The 24,722-nt window shown below is 70.9% G+C and carries 26 protein-coding genes; 9 read left to right on the top strand and 17 right to left on the bottom strand.

The features are described from left to right. Window positions 1–14 precede the first annotated feature (14 nt). Both ACODT0_RS36005 and ACODT0_RS36000 read right to left on the bottom strand, forming a co-directional pair. Window positions 15–1,217: an ammonium transporter gene (locus ACODT0_RS36005; RefSeq protein ID WP_489043439.1), complete on the bottom strand. Its 1,203-nt coding sequence runs from the start codon at window positions 1,215–1,217 to the stop codon at window positions 15–17. Window positions 1,218–1,421: 204 nt separating this feature from the next. After that, a complete protein-coding gene (locus tag ACODT0_RS36000) occupies window positions 1,422–2,363 on the bottom strand; it encodes a LytTR family DNA-binding domain-containing protein (RefSeq protein ID WP_296731039.1) in 942 nt (313 codons plus the stop codon). Between the two features lie 185 nt (window positions 2,364–2,548). On the opposite strand from ACODT0_RS36000, the gene ACODT0_RS35995 reads away from it, so the two are divergent. After that, complete coding sequence (locus tag ACODT0_RS35995) at window positions 2,549–3,757, top strand: acyltransferase family protein (RefSeq protein WP_489043438.1); 1,209 nt, start codon at window positions 2,549–2,551, stop codon at window positions 3,755–3,757. Between the two features lie 5 nt (window positions 3,758–3,762). Here ACODT0_RS35995 and ACODT0_RS35990 read toward each other — a convergent pair whose 3' ends face one another. Beyond that, window positions 3,763–4,173, bottom strand: coding sequence for a PaaI family thioesterase (locus ACODT0_RS35990; RefSeq protein WP_261217414.1), 411 nt, complete (start codon window positions 4,171–4,173; stop codon window positions 3,763–3,765). Window positions 4,174–4,350: 177 nt separating this feature from the next. Continuing rightward, complete coding sequence (gene ylqF, locus ACODT0_RS35985; protein ID WP_057595660.1) at window positions 4,351–5,325, bottom strand: ribosome biogenesis GTPase YlqF; 975 nt, start codon at window positions 5,323–5,325, stop codon at window positions 4,351–4,353. A 266-nt stretch (window positions 5,326–5,591) separates the two neighbouring features. Between ylqF and ACODT0_RS35980 the strand changes: the two genes are divergently transcribed. The 3 genes from ACODT0_RS35980 (at window position 5,592) to ACODT0_RS35970 (ending at window position 8,652) form a co-directional block, all read left to right on the top strand. Then, on the top strand, window positions 5,592–6,020 hold the full coding sequence (locus tag ACODT0_RS35980) for a CBS domain-containing protein (RefSeq protein ID WP_057595659.1): 429 nt from the start codon (window positions 5,592–5,594) through the stop codon (window positions 6,018–6,020). Between the two features lie 139 nt (window positions 6,021–6,159). Beyond that, window positions 6,160–8,145, top strand: coding sequence for an O-linked N-acetylglucosamine transferase, SPINDLY family protein (locus ACODT0_RS35975; protein WP_489043437.1), 1,986 nt, complete (start codon window positions 6,160–6,162; stop codon window positions 8,143–8,145). Between the two features lie 141 nt (window positions 8,146–8,286). Next, complete coding sequence (locus ACODT0_RS35970; protein ID WP_057595657.1) at window positions 8,287–8,652, top strand: HPF/RaiA family ribosome-associated protein; 366 nt, start codon at window positions 8,287–8,289, stop codon at window positions 8,650–8,652. Window positions 8,653–8,658: 6 nt separating this feature from the next. On the opposite strand, the gene ACODT0_RS35965 is transcribed toward ACODT0_RS35970, so the two are convergent. The 7 genes from ACODT0_RS35965 to ACODT0_RS35935 all read right to left on the bottom strand — a co-directional run bounded on the left by ACODT0_RS35965 (window position 8,659) and on the right by ACODT0_RS35935 (window position 14,079). Then, a complete protein-coding gene (locus ACODT0_RS35965) occupies window positions 8,659–9,159 on the bottom strand; it encodes a MerR family transcriptional regulator (RefSeq protein WP_489043436.1) in 501 nt (166 codons plus the stop codon). Further along, complete coding sequence (locus ACODT0_RS35960; RefSeq protein ID WP_422096426.1) at window positions 9,146–9,592, bottom strand: nuclear transport factor 2 family protein; 447 nt, start codon at window positions 9,590–9,592, stop codon at window positions 9,146–9,148. The genes ACODT0_RS35965 and ACODT0_RS35960 overlap by 14 nt, the downstream gene beginning before the upstream one ends. Before the next feature lie 108 nt (window positions 9,593–9,700). After that, the gene (locus tag ACODT0_RS35955; protein ID WP_203202048.1) at window positions 9,701–10,624 is read right to left on the bottom strand and encodes an SDR family NAD(P)-dependent oxidoreductase; all 924 of its coding nucleotides are present in this window, start codon (window positions 10,622–10,624) and stop codon (window positions 9,701–9,703) included. 110 nt (window positions 10,625–10,734) lie between these two features. After that, entirely contained in the window at window positions 10,735–11,121 is a 387-nt protein-coding gene (locus ACODT0_RS35950; protein WP_489043435.1) for a response regulator, read from the bottom strand. A gap of 199 nt (window positions 11,122–11,320) precedes the next feature. Further along, window positions 11,321–12,880, bottom strand: coding sequence for a glutamate--cysteine ligase (gshA, locus tag ACODT0_RS35945; RefSeq protein WP_261217433.1), 1,560 nt, complete (start codon window positions 12,878–12,880; stop codon window positions 11,321–11,323). Window positions 12,881–13,021: 141 nt separating this feature from the next. After that, window positions 13,022–13,369: a putative quinol monooxygenase gene (locus ACODT0_RS35940; protein ID WP_489043434.1), complete on the bottom strand. Its 348-nt coding sequence runs from the start codon at window positions 13,367–13,369 to the stop codon at window positions 13,022–13,024. A 44-nt stretch (window positions 13,370–13,413) separates the two neighbouring features. After that, window positions 13,414–14,079 (bottom strand): alpha/beta hydrolase, encoded by a 666-nt coding sequence (locus ACODT0_RS35935; RefSeq protein ID WP_422096422.1) that lies wholly within the window; start codon window positions 14,077–14,079, stop codon window positions 13,414–13,416. 194 nt (window positions 14,080–14,273) lie between these two features. On the opposite strand from ACODT0_RS35935, the gene ACODT0_RS35930 reads away from it, so the two are divergent. Then, the gene (locus ACODT0_RS35930; protein ID WP_261217440.1) at window positions 14,274–14,582 is read left to right on the top strand and encodes a hypothetical protein; all 309 of its coding nucleotides are present in this window, start codon (window positions 14,274–14,276) and stop codon (window positions 14,580–14,582) included. Between the two features lie 7 nt (window positions 14,583–14,589). Here the strand turns inward: ACODT0_RS35930 and ACODT0_RS35925 are convergent, their stop codons facing one another. The 5 genes from ACODT0_RS35925 to ACODT0_RS35905 form a co-directional block, all read right to left on the bottom strand. Further along, window positions 14,590–15,576, bottom strand: a complete 987-nt coding sequence (locus tag ACODT0_RS35925; RefSeq protein WP_489043433.1) for a Bug family tripartite tricarboxylate transporter substrate binding protein — start codon at window positions 15,574–15,576, stop codon at window positions 14,590–14,592. 113 nt (window positions 15,577–15,689) lie between these two features. Continuing rightward, window positions 15,690–16,850 carry an FAD-dependent oxidoreductase gene (locus tag ACODT0_RS35920; protein WP_489043432.1) on the bottom strand — a complete coding sequence of 387 codons (1,161 nt, stop codon included), beginning with the start codon at window positions 16,848–16,850 and terminating at the stop codon, window positions 15,690–15,692. After that, window positions 16,847–18,022 (bottom strand): amino acid aminotransferase, encoded by a 1,176-nt coding sequence (locus ACODT0_RS35915; RefSeq protein WP_489043431.1) that lies wholly within the window; start codon window positions 18,020–18,022, stop codon window positions 16,847–16,849. The genes ACODT0_RS35920 and ACODT0_RS35915 overlap by 4 nt, the downstream gene beginning before the upstream one ends. Before the next feature lie 33 nt (window positions 18,023–18,055). After that, a complete protein-coding gene (locus ACODT0_RS35910) occupies window positions 18,056–19,006 on the bottom strand; it encodes a tryptophan 2,3-dioxygenase (protein ID WP_296739463.1) in 951 nt (316 codons plus the stop codon). 136 nt (window positions 19,007–19,142) lie between these two features. Next, a complete protein-coding gene (locus tag ACODT0_RS35905) occupies window positions 19,143–20,111 on the bottom strand; it encodes an AraC family transcriptional regulator (protein ID WP_489043430.1) in 969 nt (322 codons plus the stop codon). A 152-nt stretch (window positions 20,112–20,263) separates the two neighbouring features. On the opposite strand from ACODT0_RS35905, the gene ACODT0_RS35900 reads away from it, so the two are divergent. Further along, complete coding sequence (locus tag ACODT0_RS35900) at window positions 20,264–20,818, top strand: Fur family transcriptional regulator (protein ID WP_256222257.1); 555 nt, start codon at window positions 20,264–20,266, stop codon at window positions 20,816–20,818. Here the strand turns inward: ACODT0_RS35900 and zigA are convergent. Further along, window positions 20,742–21,935: a zinc metallochaperone GTPase ZigA gene (gene zigA, locus ACODT0_RS35895; protein WP_479670408.1), complete on the bottom strand. Its 1,194-nt coding sequence runs from the start codon at window positions 21,933–21,935 to the stop codon at window positions 20,742–20,744. The two genes, ACODT0_RS35900 and zigA, sit on opposite strands and share 77 nt — an antisense overlap. 156 nt (window positions 21,936–22,091) lie before the next feature. Between zigA and ACODT0_RS35890 the strand changes: the two genes are divergently transcribed. From ACODT0_RS35890 to ACODT0_RS35880, 3 genes are all read left to right on the top strand, one after another. Continuing rightward, window positions 22,092–22,721: a glutathione S-transferase gene (locus tag ACODT0_RS35890; RefSeq protein ID WP_489043429.1), complete on the top strand. Its 630-nt coding sequence runs from the start codon at window positions 22,092–22,094 to the stop codon at window positions 22,719–22,721. Next, a complete protein-coding gene (locus tag ACODT0_RS35885) occupies window positions 22,718–23,641 on the top strand; it encodes a LysR family transcriptional regulator (RefSeq protein ID WP_489043428.1) in 924 nt (307 codons plus the stop codon). Before ACODT0_RS35890 ends, ACODT0_RS35885 begins: the two co-directional genes overlap by 4 nt. A gap of 67 nt (window positions 23,642–23,708) precedes the next feature. Next, a complete protein-coding gene (locus ACODT0_RS35880) occupies window positions 23,709–24,689 on the top strand; it encodes a tripartite tricarboxylate transporter substrate binding protein (protein ID WP_489043427.1) in 981 nt (326 codons plus the stop codon). The last annotated feature ends 33 nt before the right edge of the window (window positions 24,690–24,722 follow it).

Genomic DNA, 24,722 nt, shown 5'->3' with positions numbered 1-24,722 from the left:
GAAAGGCGCCGGCCTCACCAGTTCACTTCGCGCTCCGGCGTGGCCGAGATGTGGTGGATCGACAGGTCGGCCCCGTCGAATTCCTCTTCCTGCGACAGCCGCAGCCCGACGGTCTTCTTGAGCACGCCGTAGACCACGGCGCCGCCGAGCAGCGCCCAGACCACGCCCATGGCGGTGCCGATGAGCTGCGCGCCGAGGTTCACGCCGCCGATGCCGCCCAGCGCCTGGGTGCCGAAGATGCCGGCCGCGATGCCGCCCCAGGTGCCGCACAGGCCGTGCAGCGGCCAGACGCCGAGCACGTCGTCGATCTTCCACTTGTTCTGCGTCAGCGTGAACATCGCGACGAAGATGGCGCCGGCCACGCCGCCCACCACCAGCGCGCCGATCGGGTGCATCAGGTCGGAGCCCGCGCACACCGCCACCAGGCCAGCCAGCGGGCCGTTGTAGACGAAGCCGGGGTCGTTCCTGCCCATGGCCAGCGCCACCAGCGTGCCACCGACCATCGCCATCACGGAATTGACCGCGACCAGGCCCGAGATCTTGTCGATGGTCTGCGCGCTCATCACGTTGAAGCCGAACCAGCCCACGCACAGCACCCAGGCGCCGAGCGCGAGGAACGGGATGTTCGACGGCGGATGCGCGGCCAGCGAGCCGTCGCCGCGGTAGCGGTTGCGCCGCGCGCCCAGCAGCAGCACGGCCGGCAGCGCGAGCCAGCCGCCCACGGCATGCACCACCACGGAGCCCGCGAAGTCGTGGAACTCATGGCCCGTGACGGAAGCGATCCAGTCCTGGATGCCGAAGTGCCTGTTCCAGGCGATGCCCTCGAAGAAGGGGTAGACGAAGCCGACGATGACGGCGGTGGCGATCAGCTGCGGCCAGAACTTGGCGCGCTCGGCGATGCCGCCCGAGATGATGGCCGGGATGGCGGCCGCGAAGGTCAGCAGGAAGAAGAACTTCATCAGGTCGTAGCCGCTGCGGGCCGACAGCTCGGTGGCGCTGACGAAGAAATGGGTGCCGTAGGCCACGCCGTAGCCGACGAGGAAGTAGACGATGGTCGAGACCGAGAAGTCGACCAGGATCTTCACGAGCGCATTGACCTGGTTCTTCTTGCGGACCGTGCCGAGTTCGAGAAAGGCGAACCCCGCATGCATGGCCAACACCATGATCGCGCCTAGAAGGATGAACAGCGCGTCTGCGCCCTGTTTGAGTGCGTCCATTGGAGCTTCTTGCTGGTTTTTGGATTGATTTGGTGCGCCGCACCTGAATTCAGCAGGACGGCGGGCCAATGAAGCAAAAATGGTGCCCACAAGCTCGTCAATGGTGCAAAACGGGCCGAGATGGGGCTCAACGAACCCGGTGGGCAGGCACGGCGCACCGGAACGGATGCCGCCTGACGGTGCATGGCGGCACCCCGCGGCGGTTCAGGAGGCCGTCGCGCCGCGCAGGGCCTCGCGGTAGCGCCGGCTGCACGGCACGGTGCTGCCGTCGTGCATGTGCAGCCGGGCATCGCCGCCGTCGAGCGGCTCGATCTCGCGCAGCCGCGAAAGATTGACCGCATGGCTGCGGTGCACGCGCACGAACAGCGCCGGGTCGAGCTGGGTCAGGAAGTCGGTCAGGGTGGCGCGCAGCAGGTAGTCGTGGCCATTGACGTGCAGGCCGACGTAGTTGCCCTCGGCCTGCAGCCAGTCGATGTCGCTGGCGGCGATCAGGAACTCGCGGCGCAGCTTGCGCACCAGGAAGCGCTCGGGGCGCGCGGGCGCCGGGGGCGGTGAGGGTTCGGCGGGCGGCGGCGCGGGCGCGGCATCCGCCGGCTGCGGCGACGCTTCCGGCGCCTCATCCGGCGCGTCGAGCACCCGCGCCTCGCCCTGCCAGCGCAGCATGAACATCCGGTAGGCCCAGATCCCGAACACGATCGAGACGTAGGCGCGCACGTCCTTCAGGTATTCGTAGCCCCACTGCGCGGCCCAGCCGCCGAAGGCGTAATGCTCGCCGGCCACTGCATAGGCCAGCGAACGCAGCGCGAACATCGCCATCACGTGGACCCCGCTGAACACCACGCTGGCCGCCAGGTGCCAGGCCAGGTAGCGCGCCAGCCTGCCGGGCGCCAGCGAGGCCAGCGGCGAGAGCCGCCGCTCCAGCGCCACGATGGCCGGCACCAGCAGCAGCAGCACGAGGTGGCTCGAGCCCTCCCAGACCACGATCTCCCAGGTCTCGCGCGGCACGGCGCGCGAGCGCGCGTCGACCATCGCCACCATGGTGTTGAACAGCGCCTGCAGCGCCATCACGACGATCCAGAAGCCGACCTCGACGTAGCGGCGGATCGGCTCGTAGCGGTGGTAGAGGTCTTTGCGCGGGCCGGCCATGGCGGGCGATTGTCGCGATCCGCGTGGCGAATGGGGCGACAGGGGCGGCCCAGGGGGCGGTTTTCTCCCCTGGTTTCGTCCCAGCGGGCTCACCGCTCGTCACAAAGTGCCGGCGATCCGTCCCCGGGGCGCGCCGCGGCGGCATCGCGCCTCGACCATGGCCGCCTTTGCAGTCAGGAGCCCCCATGCCCGCCACCCCACCGCCCGCCGTCGAGCGCCGCCACGACATCGACGCCCTGCGCGCCCTCGCCTTCCTGCTCGTCATCGTCTACCACGTGGCGATGTACTACGTGGCCGACTGGCCGTGGCACCTCAAGAGCCCGCATGCGGCCGAGTGGCTGCAGTGGCCGATGCGGCTGCTGAACCTGTGGCGCATGGACCTGGTGTTCCTGATCTCGGGCGTCTCGCTGGCCTTCCTCGCCCGCCATCAGGGCACGACGGCGCTGCTGCGCGGCCGCGGGCTGCGGCTGATGCTGCCGCTGGCCTTTGGCATGGCGGTGGTCGTGCCCTGGCAGGCCTATGCCGAGGGCGTGGCCAACGGCCTGGTGGCGCCGGGCTTCGGCGCCTTCCTCGCGCGCTACCTGCCGATGAGCCAGCCCTGGCCGAAAGGCGCCTTCGCGGGCGCCGAGTTCGGCATCACCTGGAACCACCTCTGGTACCTGCCGTACCTGTTCGTCTACACGGCCGCGGTGGCGCTCACGCTGCCGCTGTGGCGCTCGGCCGCGGGCCAGGCGCTGCGCCGGGCCTTCAACGGGCTGCGCGGCGGCTGGCTGCTGCTGGTGCCGGCGCTGCCGCTCGCGGCCTTCACGCTGCTGCTGGCGCCGCACTACCCGCCGACCCACGACCTGGTGCGCGACCCCTTCCTGCACAGCATCTACTTCACCGTCTTCCTCTACGGCTACTGGATGGGCGCGGACAGCGGCATCTGGCGCGAGCTCGAGCGGCTGCGCCGCGTGTCGCTGGCGCTGGCCGTGGCGGTGGTCGCCGCCTACATCGCGGCGCGCACGCTGGGGGCCGGCCGGGTGCCCGACGAGGTCAACGCCGTGCTGCGCTCGCTCTACCTCTGGGCCGCGGTCGCCACCCTCCTCGGCCATGGCCACCGCCACCTGAACCGACCCTGGCCCTGGCTGCGCTGGGCCAATGCCTCGGTCTATCCCTGGTACATGCTGCACCAGACGCTGATCGTGCTGGCGATCGTCCGGCTGGCGCCGCTGGCGCTGGGCCCGGTGCTCGAGCCGGCGCTGATCCTCGCGGCCACGCTGGGCGGCTGCTGGCTGCTCAACGACGCGCTGATCCGCCGCGTGCGCTGGCTGCGGCCGCTGTTCGGCCTGCCGATGCGGGAAAAGCGGGCGCCGCGGCCGGCGCCCGCGGCGGCCCTGACGGCCGCGCGCTGAAGGCCTCAGCCCTTGTCCTCGACCGGCACCAGGATCGTGCTGCCCGTGGCCACCAGTTTCAGCGTGCCGTCCTCGGCCTCGCCGAACAACTCGGCGGCGGTGAAGACCTGCTTGCGCCCGGCCTTCACGACGCGCCCGCGCGCCACGAAGGCGCGGCCCAGCGCGGGCGCGATGCAGTCGACCGAGAAGTGCGAGGCCAGCACGCGGCCCGCCACGGTGGCGGCCGCGAAGCCGCAGACGGTGTCGAGCAGCGCGCCGATCATGCCGGCATGGAGGAAGCCGGCGTACTGGCCCATGTCGGCCTCGCGCCATGCCATGCGCAGCTCGGCCTCGCCCTGTTCCGCGCGCACGACTTCGAAGCCGGCCCAGCGGTTGAATGCGGCCGATCGGTTCACGGCCTGGATGGTGTCTAGCATCGGATGCTCCTTCGAGAGGGGGACTCTCCTTGTCGACCGGAATGGGTCGAGTCCACTCTACGAAGCGGCCCCTGGCCGGCCCGTCGCGCCCGCGACCGGAACGCGCGCGGCAGTTGCGTCGGCGACAGCGCGCACCGCGGCCGCGCCAAGGGATGGCCGGGCGCCCGGGAAGGCGCCTCAGGCGGCCGCGTCGTCCTCGGCGGCCGCGGCCTTGCCGCCCTTGCGCTGCTGCTTGCGCGCGGCCTTCTTCGCCTCGCGCTCGGCATCGGCGCGCTGGCCCTCGGCCAGCCACTGGGCGAACTCCTCGGGCGTCTCGAGCGTGATGCGCCCGAGGTTGCCGGCGCGGAACTCGTGCATCACGATCTCGGCCGCCTTCTGCAGGTTCACGCGCCCCTTGCCGAGCAGCGCGCCGCGCTTGCGGCCGATGGTGTCGAGCAGCGCCTCGTCGCGCATCTCGGCGAGCTCCGCGGGTTCATGTTCGTGCTCGACCAGCTTGAAGCGCGCGACCAGCCCCGCCGCGTAGTGCTGCTTGAGGTAGCCGAGCAGCTCGAGCGCCACCTCCTCCTCGTCGAAGGCGTTGCGCCCGACCGCGCCGCTGGCCGCGAGGTTGTAGCCGCTCTTGGGCACCACGATGCGCGGCCACAGCATGCCGGGCGTGTCCCAGAGGTAGAAGTCGTCGGCCAGCGTGATGCGCTGCTCGAGCTTGGTGATGCCGGCCTCGTCGCCGGTCTTGGCCTTGCGACCGCCGGTCAGGGTGTTGATCAGGGTGGACTTGCCCACGTTCGGGATGCCGCAGATCAGCACCCGCATCGGCTTGGCGAGCCCGCCGCGGTTGGGCGACAGCGCATGGCAGGCGCGCACGATCTGCTGCGCGGGGGTGGAGAGGCTCGCGTCGAGCGGGATCGCGCGCGTGGCCGGCAGGGCGTTGTAGTGCGCGAGCCAGCGCTCGGTGCGCTCGGGGTCGGCCAGGTCCTGCTTGTTGAGCACCTTGAGCGCCGGCCGGTTGGCGGTCAGCCGCGCGAGCATCGGGTTGGCGCTCGAGCCGGGCAGCCGCGCGTCGAGCAGCTCGATCACCACGTCGATGTCCTTCACGCGCTCGGTGATCGCCTTCTGCGTGAGATGCATGTGACCGGGGAACCACTGGATCGCCATCGGTGCGTGTTCTTTCTTGTGTCTGTGGCTGCGGGAGGGGGCCGGGAGACGGTGCGTGCACCGGTCCGGGGTGCGCATTGTGAACCGCGAACCTGAATGGATCGATACGCCCCGGCCGCGCGGGGATACCGGGGTCTTTGCCGCGCGGGGCATGGCCGCCACGCTTGCAAAGTCTTGCGCCGTTCGCGCGCGCCAGCCCCTATGATTTGTCCGAGCGCGCCTTCCGGCGTCGGTCGAATCCAGACTTTTTTCCAGGAGTTGCCGCGATGAAACCCGTCTCCGAACTGCTCAAACGCCACGATTCCTCGGCCTGGCGCACATCGCCGGACACCACGGTGTTCGACGCGCTGGCCACGCTGGCCCGCTTCGAGGTCGGCGCCCTGATGGTGATGGAGGGCGACCGGCTGGTCGGCTTCCTCTCCGAGCGCGACTACACGCGCAAGGTGGCGCTGCAGGGCAAGAACTCCAAGGAGGTCAAGGTCTCGGAGATCATGACGCCCGACGTGATGACCGTGAACCCGCAGACCCCCACCCACACCTGCATGGCGCTGATGAGCCAGCGCAAGTTCCGCCACCTGCCGGTGGTCGACGGCGACAGGGTGGTGGGCATGATCTCGATCCAGGACCTGATGGACGACATCATTGCCGACCACGAGCAGACCATCGAGCAGCTCACCCACTACATCCAGAGTTGAGCGAAGGGGCGCCGCCGCGCCCTAATTCCCGCGTCAGGCAGACGCAACACGGCGACGCTAGACTGCGCGCGCCCGCCCTCGCGGCCGGGCGCCGTTTCCTGGTTCCTCTCCCCAGATCATCGAACAACAAGGGCCTGCAATGAGCCTGCAGTCGGCCGAGCTGCTTTTCCGGCAGGGCCAGTATTCCGCTGCGCAGAAAGTGCTGCTGCAGCTGCTGAAGAAAGGCCAGCACATGGCCGCCGCGAACCGGCTGCTGGGCTTCATCGCGGGCCAGGCGCAGGATTTCTCGCAGGCCATCGAGCGGCTGCGCGTCTCGCTGCGCTACGACCCGAATTCCCTCGAGAGCTGGTACTACCTCGGCGTGGCCTGCCAGAAGTCGGGCCAGCACCGCGCCGCGGCCGAGGCCTTCGGCGCGCTGCTGCAGCGCCAGCCGAACCTGTTCGAGGCCGAGCACGACCTGGGCCTCGCGCTGCTCGCGCTCGGCAAGGCCGGCGAGGCGCTGGCCCATTTCGACCGCGCGGTGCAATTGCGCCCGGGCGCCTTCGAGGCCCACATGAACCGCGGCGCGGCCTGCGGCAAGCTGCGCCTGCATGCACAGGAACTTCAGTGCTACGAAAGCGCGCTGGCGCTGCAGCCCGCGCATCCCACGCTGATCGAGAACTACGGCACCGCGCTGTGCCAGGCGCGGCGCTTCGCGGACGCGGCACGCCTGTACGACCGGACCCTGCGCGAGCATCCCGGCGACACCGACTACGCCTTCGCGCGCGGCGGCCTGCTCTATGCGCGCGCGGCCATCGCCGACTGGCAGGACTTCGACGCCCAGATGGCGCTGCTGCGCGAGGACATCCGCGCGCAGCGCGAATGCATCGAGCCCTTCGCGCTGCTGATCCTGCCCTCCACGCCGCAGGAACAGCTGCAGGTGGCGCGGCTGCATGCGCAGCGCCACTACCCGCTGGCGGCCGAACCGCTGCACGCGCCGGTGCGCGCCGAGGGCGAGCGCCTGCGCGTCGGCTACATCTCGGCCGACTTCGGGCGCCACGCCACCTCCTTCCTGGTGGCCGAGGTGTTCGAGCGCCACGACCGCGAACGCTTCGAGGTCACGGCGATCTCGCTGCGCCAGAGCGACGGCAGCGCGATGCGCGAGCGGCTCGAGCGGGCCTTCGACCGCTTCGTCGACGCGCACGAGCTGTCGGACAGCGAGACCGCGCAGGCCATCGCCGACCTCGGCATCGACATCCTGGTGGACCTCGGCGGCTACACCATCGATGCGCGGCCCTCGGTGCTGGCGCTGCGGCCGGCGCCGCTGCAGCTCAGCTACCTCTGCTTCCCGGGCACGCTGGGCGCGCCCTTCATCGACTACCTGGTGGCCGACCCCTTCCTGATCCCCGAGGCGGCGCGCGCGGACTACAGCGAGAAGATCCTCTACCTGCCCGACGCCTACCAGCCCAACGACTCGCGCCGCGAGACGGCCGCCGGGCCGCTGTCGCGCGCCGATGCCGGCCTGCCGGAAGCGGCCTTCGTCTTCTGCAACTTCAACAACGGCCAGAAGCTCACGGCCGCGTTCTTCGACATCTGGTTGCGGCTGCTCGCGCGCGTCGAGGGCAGCGTGCTCTGGCTCAAGGGCGGCACCGAGGCCTACGAACGGAACCTGCGCGAGCGCGCCGCCGCGCACGGCATCGCCTCCGAGCGGCTGGTGTTCGCGCCCTGGGCCGAGCAGTCGGCCCACCTGCAGCGCCTGGCGCTGGCCGACCTGTGCCTGGACAACCTGCCCTACAACGCCCACACGACCGCCAGCGACGCGCTGTGGGCCGGGCTGCCGCTCGTGAGTTGCGTGGGCCAGACCTTCGCCGGCCGCGTGGCGGGCAGCCTGCTGGGTGCGGCCGGCTTCCCGCAGCTCGCGACCGACTCGCCGGCCGCCTACGAGGCGCTGGCCCTGGCGCTCGCGACCGACCCGCCGCGCCTTGCGGCCCTGCGCGCCGAGCTGGCCGCCGCGCGCGGGCACTGCGCGCTGTTCGATACCGCGGCCTACACGCGCCACCTCGAAGCGGGCTTCGCCGCGGCCTGGGAGCGCCACCGCGCGCAGTTGCCGCCCGATCACATCGTGGTGTCGCGCCTGGGCGCGTAGGCCGGTCTCTTCATCGCCGCATCGCCAACCCTGCCCGGCCCGCCGGCAGGGCCTTGGCCTACGCTCGCCGCCATTTCAGCGTTCAGAGTGGAGTCTCGTTTCGATCCTCCAACCTGACATCCAAGAAGGGAGACATTGGGCATGCAGATCCAGGTCAACACGAGCAACGGCATCGACAACAAGGAAGCGCTCGAGCGCTGGGCCGACACCGAGATCCAGCAGCAGCTGCAGCGCTTTCGCGACGACGTGACGCGGGTGGAAGTGCACCTGAGCGACGAGAACCACGAGAAGGCCGGCGAACGCGACAAGTGCTGCGTGATGGAGGCGCGGCTCGCGCACCACCAGCCGCTGGCCGTGAAGCAGCACGCTTCCAGCATGGACGAAGCCTTCCGCGGTGCGTCCGACAAGCTCAAGCGCCTGCTCGACAGCACGCTGGGCCGGCTGCACAACCACCGCGACCGCGAGTCGATCCGCCGCGACGGCGGCGCGGGGCTGGTGGCCGAATAGCCTTCTTCAGCGCCGGCGCGCGCGGCGCGAGGGCGCGGGCTCGTCCGGCTGGCGCGGTGGGAGCGCCGGCTCGGGCTCCCCGATGGGAATGAGCGGCGGGCGCTGCCCGCTCTCGATCCAGGCGTCGTAGAAATCGATCTTGCGGTCGACCAGCGACAGCGCGCGCTTCCATTCGGCGATGGTCCGGTTCACGCGCTCGCGGTGCGCCGCGAGCAACGCGCGCCGCTCGGCCAGGGTGGCGCGGCCGCGCAGCGCGAGCGCGGTGTACTCGCGCATCTCGGCGATCGACATGCCAGTGCGGCGCAGCCTGTCCATCAGGTCGAGCCAGCCGATGTGGGGCTCGCCGTAGAGGCGCCGCCCGCCCGCGTCGCGCACCACGCCGGGCACCAGCCCCTGGCTCTCGTACCAGCGGATCGCGTGCACGCTGCGGCCGGTGCGCTGCGCCAGTTCGCCGATCAGGAACGGCGTGCCCTGCGCGACGCCGCGCCGGGCCTCAGGCGCCGGCATCGGCCGGGGCCGGGACCGCCGGCGCTTCCAGCGCCGAGGCCACCAGGCCGGTGTCGAAATATTCGATCAGTTCCTTCACCAGGCCTCCCTCGAGTCGGTAGACGTAGCAATAGCGGTTGTTGTAGCGGCGCCCGGCATGGGTCAGCACGTCGCCGCTGAATTGCACCACCACCCGGTCCTCGTCGGCCAGGACGTGCTCGGTGCGGCTGGTGTAGGGGGTGGCGAACTGGGCGAACAGCGGGTTCAGCAGCTCCTCGCGGATCGCCTTCCTGCCGCGGTAGGTGCGCGACCAGGCGGTGCTGCCCTCGAGCTTCCAGGTCGCGTCTTCGGCGAAGCCCTCGAGGAAGGGCCGGCTGTTGCCCTGGTCGAGCTGGGCGTGGATGTGCTGGATGAACGCCTTGTTGCTGGCGGTGGTGGTGGTGGTCGTGGTCATGGCGATGTCCTCTTGAGCGTCGATGGAAAGCACCGGAAGGCCCGGTGAATTCCATTGGAAGTGCTCGTGTGCACTCGAGGTCAAGCGCCCTGAACGCCCGGCCGGAATTCAGCCGCGCGCCGCCTTCGCCTTCGCGACCTCGTTCGCGCCCTGCGCGGTGCCGCTCTGGGGCACCTGCTCGCCCTCGCGCGCGCGCACCTCGTCGAGCCGGGCGGCCAACTGCTCGGGCGTGTCGCCGCCGATGCCGATCCACGCGCCCTGCGTGAGCGTGATGTGCGCGGCCTCGAAGGTGCCCGCACCCGCGCACAGGATGGCGCGCGTGGGCGCGTTCTCGGCCGCCAGCACCAGCATCGCGGGCACCACGGCCTCGGGCTGGAAGGCCTCGAGCATGTCGGGCGGGAACAGGTCCTCGGTCATGCGCGTGGCCGCGGTGGGCGCCAGGCAGTTGACGCGGATGTCGTTCTTCGCGCCCTCGATGCTCAGGGTCTGCATCAGGCCCACCAGCGCCAGCTTGGCGGCGCCGTAGTTGCTCTGGCCGAAGTTGCCGTACAGGCCGCTCGAGGAGGTGGTCATCACGATGCGGCCGTACTTCTGCGCGTTCATCAGGGCCCAGACGGCCTTGGTGCAATTCACGGCGCCCATCAGGTGCACGTCGACCACCAGTTTGAAGTCGGCCAGTTCCATCTTGGCGAAGCTCTTGTCGCGCAGGATGCCGGCGTTGTTCACGAGGATGTCGACCCGGCCCCAGGCATCGACCGCCTGCTGCACCATGGCCTGCACGGCCTCGAAGTCGGTGACCGAGGCGCCGTTGGCGATCGCCTCGCCGCCCGCGGCCTTGATCTCGTCGACCACCGCCTGCGCCGCGCTCACGGAGCCGCCCGAGCCGTCGCGCGCGCCGCCGAGGTCGTTGACCACCACCTTGGCGCCGCGCGCCGCGAGGGCCAGCGCATGCTGGCGGCCCAGGCCGCCGCCGGCGCCGGTCACGATGGCCACGCGGCCCTGGAAGTCGATGCTGCTGCTGTCGTTGCTCATGTCGTCTGGGTCTCTCGGAGGATGGATGGAAGACGCGTCCGAACCGCACGCGCCGCGGCGCGTTTTACCTCAGAAAGCCCCGGAGGCCCGCGACCGGGCCGCCTTGCCAGTCACCCGTGCGACGAGGTTTCGTGCAGGGTTTCGCAGTAGGCGACGAGCTGGTCGAGCTCGGCCGACTTGTCGAAGAAGGCGTCGGCGCCCAGCAGGCGCGAGCGGTCGCGCATCTCGGCGGTGGCGTAGTTGCTGAGCACCACCACCTTCTGGTGCGGCGCGCGCTGGCGGCAGGCATCGAGCACGCCCAGACCGTTGCCGCGTTCGAGGAACAGGTCGACGATGGTCAGGTCCCAATCGTCGCGGTGGCGCTTGAGCCATGCCACCGCCTCGTCCTCGCTGCCGGCCACGGCCAGCACCTCGGTCTCGGTCACGTCCTCGAGGAAACCCACGAGGTTCTCGCGGATCACGGGGCTGTCTTCGATGAGGTAGGCCTTGAGACTCATGATCGCCCGCCCCGCGCGGCGCCCCCCTGCGGATCGGCCAGGGAGCGAAGCGGTGCGGGAGGGAACGGCGGGCTGACGACGGCTTGCATGAGGCCATCCTCTCAGCCATGCGGCGGTGCAGCGTGAGCCAGCGGCACCGACCGCCTGTAGGCCACGGGCCAAGACGGCTGTCGTCAGCCGGAGGCCCGGCGGCCGGGCTTCAGGCCGCGACGGCCACCCGCTGGCCCCGGCCCACGCCCAGGCGCGCGGGCGAGACGTACTGCTCGCGGTAGATCTCGAACGGCAGGGTGTCGGCCATCTCGATGCGCTTCTGCTCCTGGATCGAGTCCTCGGTCATGCGCGCGAACTCGGCACGCTGCGCCTCGGAGAAGGGCAGCGCCATGAGCGCGGCGCGGGTCTGCTCGGAGCGCGCGCGAACGAAGCCGACGAAGGAGTTGGCATGCTCGCGCTCGATCGCCGCGAGCACCCGCGCCGAGGGCAGGCTGTCGGGGTTGCCGAGCGCCTCGCGCGCCGCGCGCACCGCCTCGGCATGGGCCGTGCCGCCGTGCGCGGCATCGAGCCGCTCGGCGATCGGCGCGCACTGCTCGACCAGCTCCAGGCCCCAGTCGACCAGCGTCACCGGCTGGCCGCCGCGGCGCAGCGCCAGGCCCGGCTCGCGGCCGCGCGCGGCCGTCAGGTGCTGGTTGTGCGCGAGGTCGGCGATCTCCTGCGGTGTGTCGTCGGGACTGTCGCTCAGCAGGCAGTGCAGCAGGAACACGTCGAGGAAGCGCATCGTCTGGGCGTTGATGCCCACGGTCTCGAAGGGATCGAGGTCCATGAGCCGGACCTCGACGTACTCCACGCCGCGCTCGCGCAACGCATGCAGCGGGCGTTCGCCGGGGTTGATCACGCGCTTGGGGCGGATCGTGCCGTAGAACTCGTTCTCGATCTGCAGCAGGCTGGTGCCGAGCTGGTTGTAGTCGCCGCCGAGGTTGCGGATGCCGATGGCCTCGTAGGCCGGCCACGGGCGCGTGAGCGCGTCCTGCAGCGAGGCGCCGTAGCCCTCGAGGCTGTTGTAGCTCACGGCCAGCGAGGCCTGCGCGTCGCTCTGGTAGCCCAGGCGGCCCATGCGCAGCGAGGTGCCGTGCGGCATGAACATGCTGCCGTCGCCCAGCGGCTGCAGCTCGTGCGGGCGGCCCGCGACGAAGCTCGAGCACAGCGCCGGCGAGGCGCCGAACAGGTACAGCAGCAGGAAGGCGTGGCGGCGGAAGTTGCGGATCAGCGCGAAGTACTCCTCGCTCGAGACCTCGGGCAGCGACCAGTTGTAGTGGATGCCCGAGATGGTCTGCATGCGGCGGCCGTAGCGATGGCTCAGGCCCATGCGGTAGACGCTCTTGGCGCGGCCCACGTTCGAGGAGCCGTAGCGGCCGATCGGAATGGTCTCGTCGGTCGGCAGGCCGCAGGGCATGCTCGAGACCCACATGCGCTCGTCGCCGAGCTGGTCGAGCACGCGGTAGGTGAACTGGTGGACGCGGGTCAGCTCGTCGAGCGCGGCCTCGGCATCGCCGTGCACGCCGGTGATCAACTCGAGCTGCGACTCGCTGAAGTCGGTCGTGATGTGCGGATGGGTCAGCGCCGAGCCGAGCGCGAGCGGATGGGGCGTCAGCGCGAGCTTGCCGTCGGGCAGCGCGCGCAGGCTTTCCTTCTCGATGCCGCGCCGCATGCCCTTCAACCGCCCGGCCGAGAGCGAACCCAGCCTCTCCTGCAATCTGTTGCTCATATTGTTATGACCCATCAATCTTCTGAGGGGCTGGAAGGTAGCACGGCGGCGCGGGCGCTGCTCGTGCAGGGAAACCCGCCGCCGGCTATGCTGCGGCTCGCTATTTTTTTCATAGCATCACCTTTCGATTCGGTGGGGCGATCAGCTCTTTTCGGGGGGCCGTGAAGCAGCGCCCGAACGGCCCGCGAGGCCGGCCAGGTCGATCTCCTCGGACTGGTAGACATGGATCCGCGGCGGCCCGTCGGCCATCGCGGCCAGCGCCTTGCCGAAGGCGCGCGAGGCCTCGACGCGGAAATGCACCTGCAGCGCCGCCATGTCGCTCCAGCGCTCGACGAAGGTGAGGCGCAGCGGCTGCAGCGCGTCGGTCGAGACCTCGTGCGAGAGGCAGCCGGGCTCGGCGCGCGAGCGCTGCACGTGCTCGACGCTGATCGCGAGCATGGCCTGCAGGGTGTCGGGCTTGGCGGTGGCATGGCCGATGACGAGGATCATGGGGTGTCTCCTTTTTCGTGTCGCGGGCGCCTCGGCCCGCCGGTTCAGGGGGCGAGCACGCGCAGCAGGAAGGCGTTGAGGTCGCCGATCTCCTCGAGGCAGACCGAGTGCGCCATCGCGTACTCGTGCCATTCGACGGCGTAGCCCAGCGCCGCGAGCGCGTCGCGCGACTGCTGGGCGCGCGCGATCGGCACCACCGGGTCCTGCCGGCCATGGGCCAGGAACACCGGCGTGTCGTGGTTGGACGCATGGCGCTCGGCCGCGGTGGTGGCCGCGATCGGCAGGTAGCCCGAGAGGCCGACGATGCCCGCGAGCCGCTCGCCATGGCGCAGCCCGGTCATCAGCGCCATCGCGCAACCCTGCGAGAAGCCGGCCACCACGATGCGCCCGGCCGCGATGCCGCGCGCCTTCTCGTTGGCGATCAGCGCCTCGATCGTGGCCTGCGAGCGGCGCAGGCCGGTCTCGTCCTCGCGCGCCACCAGGTCGGCCACCGCGATGTCGTACCAGGCCGGCATCTGGTAGCCGCCGTTGATGGTGACCGGGATCACGGGCGCGTTCGGGAACACGAAGCGCACCGGGCCCACGCTCGAGAGGTCGAGCTCGTTGGCGATGGGCACGAAGTCGTTGCCGTCGGCGCCCAGGCCATGCATCACGATCACCGTGGCGGTGGGATGGGGGGCGGTTTCGATCTCGATGGGGGGACGGGACATGGTCGGTGAAAGTCGTGAAAAAGTACGCCAAACAGGCGCGGATGGCCGGACCTTAGCGCATTCGGGCCGGCGGGGGCATTGATCCGGTACAGGGATTCGCCCCATCCCGCGCACCCGGACGGCCGCTTGGCCGACTTGCGCGGCGCGGCCCCGCCCCCAAGATGGTCCGCAAGAACCCCAGCGAAGGACCCCGCGTGAGCCATTCCCCACCCCTGGTCGATACCAAGCTGGCCGGCCTCGTGCTGGTCTGCGGCGAGTGCGAGGCGCGCAAGGACGGTCCCGCGAAGCTGCAGGCCAGGCCGGTGCGCAAGGAACTGAAGCACGAACTGCGCGATGTGCCGCTGCGGCTGCGCGTGGTGCAGTCCAGCTGCCTGGGCCTGTGCCCGAAGAAGGCGATGGCCCTGGCGGCCGTGGCGCAGGGCCATGCGCCGCTGGTGGCGGAAGTCTGCCGCGACGAGGATGTCGCAGCCTTCGCCCGGGCGCTGGCCAAGTCGGTGCGTTGACCGGCTTCTATTCCGCCTTGATGCCGTTCGCCTTCACGATCTGCGCATAGCGCTCGTACTCGGCCGCCACCTGGCCCTGGAACTGGCGCTGCGCGAAGCCGGTGGCCTCGATGCCCTGGGCCGCGAGGTCGGCGCGCGCGGCCGGCGTGCGCACGATGCGGCCGGCCTCCTGCGCGATCGCGTCGACCACCGGCTGCGGCGTGCCCGCGGGCGCGAACAGCCCGAACCAGGTACCGGCGCGGTAGCCAGGGTAGCTCTCGGCCAGGGTCGGCACCTCGGGCAGCAGCGGATGGCGCTTCTCGCCGCCCGTGCCCAGCGCCACCAGCCGGCCGCTGCGGATGTGCGGCAGCGCCGGGCCCACGGCGATCAGCATCACGTCGACCTGGCCCGCGATCACGTCCTGCATGCCCAGCGGACCGCCGCGGTAGGGGATGTGGGTGACGTAGATGCCGGCCTTCTGCTTGAACAGCTCCATGCCCAGTTGCTGCGGGCTGCCGTTGCCGGCCGAGGCGTAGTTGATGCGGCCCGGCTGCGCCTTGGCGGCGCGCACGAAGTCGGCCACGCTGCGATAGCCGGTCTTGGGATTGGCCACCAGCACGAAGTCGATCTGGCCCAGCGACACCACCGGCAGAAGGTCGCGCCGCGCGTCGTAGGGCAGGCTGGCCTGCAGGTTCGGCAGGATGGTGATCGGGCCGTCGGCACCGACCAGCAGCGAATAGCCGTCGGCCTGCGCCTTGGCGAGCCCGTCGGCCGCGAGGATGCCGGCCGCGCCGGCCTTGTTGTCGACCACCACCGGCTGCTTCCACTGCGCCGACAGCCGCGACGAGAGGTAGCGCGCGAGCACGTCGGGCGAACTGCCGGGCGTATTGGCCACGGTGATGTGAACGGCCTTGGCCGGATAGGAAGCGTCGGCGCTTTGCGCCTGCGCGCCCAGGGCGATCGACGCGCCGGCCCAGAACAGAAGGGCCGGCTTGAACAGGGAGGGGACGCGCATGGAGAACTTTCGGGTACGGACTGGAGAACGCGCGCGATTCTGTCGCGCCGCCGCCCGCGCGCGAACGACCCATTCGTCAGATGCTTAGGGCGATTCGGACATAAGGGCCCTCGCTACCCCGCGCGCAGCGCGTCCAGCTGGCCATAGAACGCGTCGACCTGCCGCTGCGCGCCCTCGCGCATCGCCGCATTGCGCGAGGCGCAGCCCGCGGCGTCCTCCACCGCCCCGGCCTCGCCCACCCGGCGCGAGGCGTCCTGCACGAAGCGGCACATCGGATAGCGGCGCTCGCCGAAGGCGCCCAAGGTGGCGTCCGAGATGCCGTGGTCGGCCAGCATCTCGGCCAGCACCACCGCGTCCTCCACCGCCATCGCCCCACCCTGCCCCATGAACGGCGTCGAGGCATGGGCCGCGTCGCCGATCAGCAGGAGGCGCCCCGCATGCCAGGGCAGCGGCGCCTGCACCTCCTCGACCGCCGTGTAAAGCAGCTCCGAGTCCGCGCCGAGCTGGTCGAGGAAGGGCCGCGCCGGTCCGCCGAACTCGGCGAAGCGCTCGCGCATGCGCGCGGGCCATTCCTCCTTCGGATACCAGCGGCCGGCCGGCTCGGCCACGGTGCCGAACAGGTAGAGCCGGTCGTCGGCGATCGGCATGATGCCCAGCCGCTTGCCGATGCCCATCATCATGATCTTGGCCACCAGCGCGCGCGGCCGCTCGTGCACGCTGCGCCAGACGCCGAAGCCCGTGTAGCGCGGCGCGAGCGGCCCCGTCACCCGTTCGCGCAGCTGCGAGCGGATGCCGTCGGCGCCGACGACGAGGTCGAAGGCCCGCGCCGTGCCGTCGGACAGCAGCACCCGCGCGCGCGCGCCCTCGGCGGCGATCCGCTCCACCGTGGTCGCGAGCCGGATCTCCACGCCCAGCGCCGACAGCTGGTCTGCTAACACGCGATGCATCTGCGAACGCTTGATGCCCACGATCGGCGCCGCGCCGCCCTGCGAGCGCGGATAGAACACGTCGACGATCGGCGCGCCGAGGTGGTCGAGGTAGACGTTGCGCCCGTCCTCGATCGCGAAGCCGGCCTCGAGGATGCGCGGCAGCACGCCCACCGCGCGCAGCGCCTCGAGACCGTTGCCGTAGATGAAGATGCCCGAGCTCTGGAAACGCCATTCGGCCTGCTTCTCGACCAGCGTGACGCCGAAGCCCCGGCTCGCCAGCGCGATCGCCGCCGAACAGCCCGCGATGCCGGCGCCCACGACGAGGATGCGTTCGGGCCGCGTCATGCGCGCACCGCCGCGAGCGCGGCGCTCACCCGTTCGATGTTCGAGGCATTGAGCCCCGCGACGCACAGCCGCCCCGAGCCCACGAGGTAGACGCCGAAGCGTTCGCGCAGCGCATCGATCCGTGCGGGCGCGAGCCCCGTGTAGCTGAACATGCCGTGCTGCGCCACCAGGTAGTCGGAGCCCGGCCCTAGCGCCCGATGCAACGCGCGATGCAGCGCCGTGCGCATCGCCCGCATGCGCAGCCGCATCGCCTCGAGCTCGGCGCGCCATTGCGATTCGAGCGCGCGGTCCGTCAGGATCGCCTGCACCAGTGCCGCGCCCTGCCCCGGCGGGCACGAATAGCTGCGCCGGATGCCGAGCTTGAGCCGGCCCAGCAGCCGCGCCGCGTCGGCGCCCGGCGCATGCACGGCGAGCGCGCCCACGCGTTCGCCATAGAGCGAGAAGATCTTCGAGAACGAGCTCGCCACCAGGCAGGCGATGCCGCGCCGCACGCATTCGCGCACCGCCCAGGCGTCCTCGTCCACGCCCTGCGCGAAGCCCTGGTAGGCCATGTCGAAGAAGGGCAGCAGGCCGCGCTGCGCGATGGTGTCGAACAGCGCGTGCCACTCCTCGTGCGAGGGGTCCACGCCGGTCGGGTTGTGGCAACTGGGATGCAGCAGCACGATGTCGCCGGCCGGAAGCTTGCCGAGCGTGGCGATGGCGCCGTCGAGATCGAAGCCGCCGGTGCTGCCGTCGTAGTAGGGATAGTGATCGACGCGCAGCCCCGCGCCCTCGAAGATCGCCGCATGGTTGGCCCAGGTCGGGTCGGGCATCCACACCGTGGCCTCGGGCGACAGGTCCTTGAGCAGGTCCGCGCCGGTCTTGAGCGCGCCGGTGCCGGCCACGGTCTGCACCACCACGAGCGGCGCCGTTGCCACCTCGCCGAACACCAGCCGCCGCACCGCGTCCCGGTAGGGCTGCGCCCCCTCGGTCGGCGCATAGACGCTGGGCGCATCGGCCTCGGCCAGCAGCGCGCGCGCGGCGCGCACCGAGTCCAGCACCGGCACCCGGCCCTGCTCGTCGCAATAGATGCCGATGCCGAGGTTGACCTTGTGCGGCCGCGGGTCGGCCTTGTAGGCCTCGAACAGGCCGAGGATGGGATCGTCGGCATGGGCCGGCAGTTGATCGAACACGCGTGCTCCAGAAAGAAAAACGAAAGAAAAGGCTCAGAGCCGCGTGCGCACCGACCACAGCTCGGGAAAGAAGCGGTGGTCCACCACGCTGCGCAGCCAGCCCACGCCGGCCGAACCGCCGGTGCCGGGCTTGAAGCCCAGGATGCGTTCGACCGAGACGAAATGGCGCCAGCGGTACTGCGAGAACACGTCGGCGATGTCCATCAGCGCCTCGCCGAGCCGGTAGAGATCGTTCTCGGGCGCCGGATCGCCGTAGACCTGCAGCCACGCTGCCTCCACGCCCGCGTTGGGTGCGTAGCTCGCCGACCAGTCGCGCTCGAGCGCCTCGGCCGGCACGGGCACGCCGCGCCGGTGCAGCAGCGCGAGCACGTCGTCGTAGAGGCTCGGCGAATTCAGCGCGCGCTCCATGTAAGGCCACACGTCGGGGTTGTTGGCATGCGCGCGCGCCAGCGGGATCGACTTGTTGCCGAGGATGAATTCCACGTGCCGGTACATGTACGACTGCTGGCCCGAGGCGATGCCCAGCGTGTTGCGGAACTGGTTGAACTCGTGCGGCGTGATGGTCGAAAGCACGTCCCAGGTCTTGCCGAGGAACTCGAGCAGCGCGCGCACCCGCGGCGCGAGCTGCAGCGCGCCGGCCACGTCGTCGGCGCGCACGCGCAGCTGCATGTTCGACAGCTCGTAGTGGATTGCCTTGAAGGTCAGTTCCTTGCAGTGGGTGATGCACATGAACACCATCTCGTCATGGCCTTCGCTGCGCATGTGCTGAAGGCTCAGCAGCAGGTCGTTGCGCTGGTGCTCGAGGTAGGGGTTGCTGCGGCCCTCGAACTGCAGCAGCGGCTCGCCCTCGGTGTCCTGCACCGTGGCCGCGCGCTGGTGGTTGTCGCCGGTCGCGATCGGCTTGACCAGCGAAAGCTCGAGCGCGGGATCGCGCACCGTGGGGATCGCGCGCTGCCGCCGGGGGCGCGAAGGGGAAGCCGTCATGTCGTCGTCTCTCTGGCCCGCGTGCTGCGCGGGCCGTGATGGGAATGCGGCGATTCTTCGGCCCCGGGGCCGGCGGCTCAACCTCCGGCGCGCCGGATTTGGTCACCGTTCGTCCGTGACCGGACGAGGACGGCGCTCAGGCGGCGCCGTGGCGCCGGGCGTAGGCGCTGGGCGTGAGCCCGGTCCAGCGCTGGAAGGCGCGCGAGAAGGCCTTCTCCGACGCGTAGCCCACCGACTCGGCCACTTGGTACAGGCTCAGCTGCCGGTTCTTGAGCTTCTCGGCCGCCAGCGTCATGCGGTAGGAGCCCAGGTAGTGCATCGGCGTGACGCCCACCAGCGCGCGGAAACGCTCGCTGAAGATGGTGCGCGACAGATAGCTGGCCTGCGCCAGCGTCGCCACCGACCACGGATGCGCGGGCCGCTCGTGCATCAGCGCCATGGCGCGCGCGATGCTCTCGTCGTCGAGTCCACGCAAGGTGCCCAGGCGCTCGGCCGGCGCCGTGGCCGGCTGCGCGTAGAGGTGCTCGCAGAGGACGTGCACCAGCAGCAGGTCGGCCATGCGCGCGGCCGAGAGCTGCCAGCCCGGGCGCTGCGCCACGGTCTCGTTGACCAGCGTCTCCATCGCCAGCGCGAGCGAGGCGGTGGTGGGAATCTGCGCCTGGCGCAGCACGATCAGGGGCGGCAGGTTCGCGATGATCGAGCCCAATCCCTGGGCCGGCATCCACAGGTGCAGCGAGAACAGCTCGGTGACCGGGCCGCCGCCGCCGTGCGCGAACACGATCGGATGGTCGCCGTGGCGGCCGGTGGAATGCGCGGCGATCAGTTCGCGGAACGGCCGCGCCTCGAGCCCCGGCGCCGACGACACGGTGTGCGCGCCGCCCTGAGGCAGCATCGCGATGTCGTGCGGCGCCACCTGCACCGGCTGGGCATCGCCCACCGAAATCCAGTAGGGCGCGCCGGTGCACAGGCGGATCAGCGGGCCGTCCACGCCAGTCGAGTGCAGCGCCCATGGCGCCGAGAGCGAGAAGCGTGCCGTGACGGCGCGCTCGGACTTGTAGCCCGCGAGCAGGTGGCTCAGTGCGTCGCCGTCGCGTCCCGTGTCCATGCTGTTGCGTCGTGGCGTCCGTGGTCTGTCCGATTCGCGCGGATTATCTGGCATGGAAGCCGGGCGATTCACCGCGGCGCGCCCACGACGACGCGGGATGCAACACAATGGCGGCTCGCATGAAGACAACGACCTCGCAACCGAAGCCCCGAATGGCCCACGCAACCTTCGACAGCGAAAGCCAGCTGCGCGACCGCGGACTGCGCGTCACGCGCGCCGCCCAGACCGTGCTCGAGCTGCTCGAGCACACCTCCCAACCGCTCACGCACGACGAAGTCGCCGCGGCCTACACCACCGCCACCGGGGAGGAACCCGACCGGGTCACGATCTACCGCGTGCTCGACCGGCTGGTCGAGGTCGGCCTGTGCGACCGCCGCGTCGGCGCCGACCGCGTGAACCGCTTCGCGCGCCACGTCGAGGCCGCCTCGGGCAACACCTTCGAGTGCGACCAGTGCCACAAGGTGCTGGCCCTGCCCTCCGACCCCGAACTGCCGAAGGTCATGGGCCGGCTCGGCCGCGCGCTGCGCAAGCAGGGCATCGACACCCGCCGCACCGCGCTCACCCTGCACGGCACCTGCGGCGACTGCGTGCCCGCCGAAGCCGCTCCCGCGGCCCGGCCCGCCGCCCGCCCTACGCGTTCCAGGACGGGAAAGGGTCCGGCAGGTTCTGCCACCACGAGGCGCCGTAGCGCATCTCTTCCTCGGTGAGCAGGCAGGCATCGAGCCGCGCGCGCAGCGCGGCCTCGTCCATGCCGATGCCGATCAGCACCAGTTCCTGCCGCGCATCGCCCGTGGCCGGGTCCCAGTGGCTCTGGATCAGCGCCAGTCCCTCGGGATCGCCGGGCCAGTGCTCGCGCGGCACCGCCGCCCACCAGAAACCCGCCGCGCCATAGCGGCAGGCGCCGCCGGCCTGCGACCAGCTGCCCGCGCGCGTGGGCCGGCTCGCGAGCCAGAAGAAGCCTTTGGAGCGCACCACGCCCTCCCACTCCTCCTGCACCAGGTCCCAGAAGCGCTGCGGATTGAACGGCAGCCGCGCGCGGTAGACGAAGCTGCGGATGCCGTAGGCCTCGCTCTCGGGCAGGTGCTCGCCGCGCAGCTCGGCCAGCCAGCCCGGCGCCTGCTCGGCCTGCGCGAAATCGAACAGGCCGGTGTCGAGCACCCGGTCGAGCGAAACGCGGCCGAACTCCGACAGCTCGATGCGCGCGCGCGGATTGAGGCTCTTGAGGATCGCCATCAGCCGCTCGCGCTCGGCCGCGCTCACCAGGTCGGTCTTGTTGAGCACCAGCACGTCGCAGAACTCGATCTGCTCGATCAGCAGGTCGACCACGGTGCGCGCGTCCTCGTCGCCCAGCGACTGGCCGCGCTGCCGCAGGCTGTCGGCCGAGCCGTAGTCGCGCAGGAAATTGAAGGCATCGACCACCGTGACCATGGTGTCGAGCCGCGCCACGTCGGCCAGGCTCTTGCCGTCCTCGCCCGCGAAGGTGAAGGTCTCGGCCACCGGCAGCGGCTCGGAGATGCCGGTCGACTCGATCACCAGCTGGTCGAAGCGGCCCTCCTTCGCGAGCCGCCCGACCTCGATCAGCAGGTCCTCGCGCAAGGTGCAGCAGATGCAGCCGTTGCTCATCTCGACCAGCCGCTCGTCGGTGCGCGACAGCTCGGCCCCGCCCTCGCGCACCAGCGCGGCGTCGATGTTGACCTCGCTCATGTCGTTGACGATCACCGCCACGCGCCGGCCCTCGCGGTTGTGCAGGATGTGGTTGAGCAGCGTGGTCTTGCCGGCGCCGAGGAAGCCGGACAGCACGGTGACGGGAAGGCGTTGGGGCATGGCGTGGGTCTCGTTGATATGCAACTGCATTGCATTATATGAATGACGCAACACGGTTGCATGTAAAGCGGAAAAGCGCCCGCCGCGCCCGCCTCCGGCCGCGCCGATAGACTCGGGGCCCGCCTCTGCCTTCCCGCCTCCGCCTTCCCGCCGCCGATGACCCCGCCCGTGCTCTACAGCTTCCGCCGTTGCCCCTATGCGATGCGCGCCCGCCTCGCGCTGGCGGCGAGCGGCCAGCGCTGCGAGCTGCGCGAGGTCGAGCTCAAGCGCAAGCCGCCCGAGATGCTGGCCGCCTCGCCCAAGGGCACGGTGCCGGTGCTCGTGCTGGCCGACGGCACGGTCATCGACCAGAGCCTGGACATCATGCGCTGGGCCCTCGCGGCCCACGATCCGCTGCGCTGGCTGCAGCCCGGCGACACCGAGGCGCTGGTCGCCGCCTGCGACGACCATTTCAAGCCGCAGCTCGACCGCTACAAGTACCCGGGCCGCTTCGCCGACGCGGTGCAGGCCGAGGCCCGCGAGCAGGGCGCGCGCTTCCTGCGCGAGCTCGAGGCGCGGCTGGCGGCCTCGGCCTTCCTGCTCGGCGCCCACGCCACCCTGGCCGATGTCGCGCTGATGCCCTTCGTGCGCCAGTACGCGATGGTCGAGCCGGCCTGGTTCGAGGCCCAGTCCTGGCCGCGGCTGCGCGCCTGGCTCGCGGACTGGATCGCCTCGCCGCTGTTCGACAGCGTCATGCGCAAGAACCCGCCCTGGCGCAGCGGCGAGGCCGGCATCGCCTTCCCATGAGCACGCGCCTGCATTTCGACCTCACGACGGTCCAGCTCTTCATCGCCACCGCCGAGCTCGGCGGCGTCACGCGCGGCGCCGAGCGCATGCACATGGCGCCGGCCGCGGCCTCGCGCCGCATCCTCGAGCTCGAGTCGCAGTTCGGCGTGGCGCTGTTCGAGCGCCGCCCGCACGGCATGGTGCTGACCGATGCCGGGCGCGCGATGCTCGCGCATGCGCGCAACATCACGCACACCGTGCTGCGCATGCAGGACGACGCGGCCTCCTACCTCGGCGGCGAGCAGGGCGTGGTGCGGGTGGCGGCGCCGAAGTCGGCCGTGATCCAGTTCATGCCGCGCGACATCGAGCGCTGCGCCGCCGCCTGCCCCGGCGTGCGCATCGACCTGCAGGAGATGAACAGCCAGGTGGTGCAGCAGGCGCTGCGCCGCGGCACGGTCGACATCGGCATCTACGAGGCCAGCCTCGGCGCCATCGACCTGCCGATGCTGCCCTACCGCGGCGATGAGCTGGTGGCCGTCACCGCGCGCGGCCATGCGCTGGCCGGCCAGCGCCAGGTGGTGCTCGAGGACATCCTGGCCTGCGACCTGATCGTGCTCAACGAGGGCTCGGCGATCTCGCTCATGCTGGCGCGGCTGGCCGACGAGACCGGCCAGCTGCTGCGCATGCGCATGCGCGTGGGCGGCTTCGACAGCATCGCGGCGCTGGTGGCGCAGGACCTGGGCATCGGCGTCATGCCGGCGGCGATCGCGCGCCACGTGGCGGCGGGCAGCCGCTTCGCGCGATTGCCGATCCGCGGCGACTGGGCGCGGCGCCAGTTCGTGCTGTGCCATCGCGCCGGGGATTCGCTGTCGCGTGCCGCGGCCAGCGTGGCGCGCGTGCTCGCGGATACGCAAAACGCGAATCCAGCCTCGCCCAAATAGCGATGGCGCCCGGTGCGGGCCTTGCGCACCATCCGTCGAATCGACAGAACGACGGAGACATCGCAGCATGCAACGCAGAAGCTTCACCCTGGCGGCCGCGGCCGCCCTCGCCGCACCGGCACTGGTGCGCGCCGCGAACGAGGCGGCGCCACCGGCCGGCCCCGTGAAGATCGTGGTGGGCTTCGCGCCCGGCGGCGGCACCGACGTGCTGGCGCGCGTCATCGGCCAGAAGCTGGGCGCGATGTGGAACGCCTCGGTGGTGGTCGAGAACAAGCCCGGCGCCACCGGCGCGATCGCGGCCGACTACGTGAGCAAGCAGCCGCCCGACGGCAACACCCTGCTGATGGCGCACGTCAACAGCCACGCGATCGCGCCGGCGCTGCTGACCGGTGTGCGCTACGACCCGCGGCGCGACTTCACGCCGCTGACCCTGGTGGGCGTGACGCCGAACATGCTGACCTGCGCGCCGGCACAGAAGGCGCGCACCCTGCCCGAGGTCGTGGCGCTGTGCCGCGAGCGGCCGGGCCGCGTGTCCTTCGGCTCCTCGGGCATCGGCTCGGCGCAGCACCTGGCCTTCGAGATGTTCAAGCTGCAGGCCAGGGTCGATGCGGTTCATGTGCCCTACAAGGGCTCGAGCGCCCTGATCGTCGACCTGCTCGGTGGGCAGATCGACTACGCCTTCGACACCATGACCGCCGCCACGCCCTTCGTGAAGCAGGGCAAGGTGATTGCGATCGCGCAGACGCGGCTGCAGCGCGCGCGCAGCCATCCCACCGTGCCCACGCTCGCCGAGTCGGGCTTTCCGGGGCTGGACGCGGCCTCGTGGTACGGCCTGGTCGGCCCGCGCGGCATGGCCGCGCCGATGGTGCAGCGCATGGGCGAGGACATCAACCGCGTGCTGGCCCTGCCCGACATCGCGCAGCGGCTCGACGAGTTCGGCGCCGAGGACCCGGGCGGCAGCCCCGAGAAGTTCGGCGCCTTCATCGCGAGCGAGTACGCCAAATGGGGCCGCATCGTGAAAGAGGCCGGCGTGCGCGCCGACGCCTGAGACCATTTTCCTTTCCCCCTGAAAGACGCCAAC

It is taken from the genome of Variovorax sp. FG153 (genome assembly GCF_057809595.1).
The sequence above is the reverse complement of the archived record's forward strand: the minus strand, read 5'-3'. Positions and strand labels throughout refer to the sequence as shown.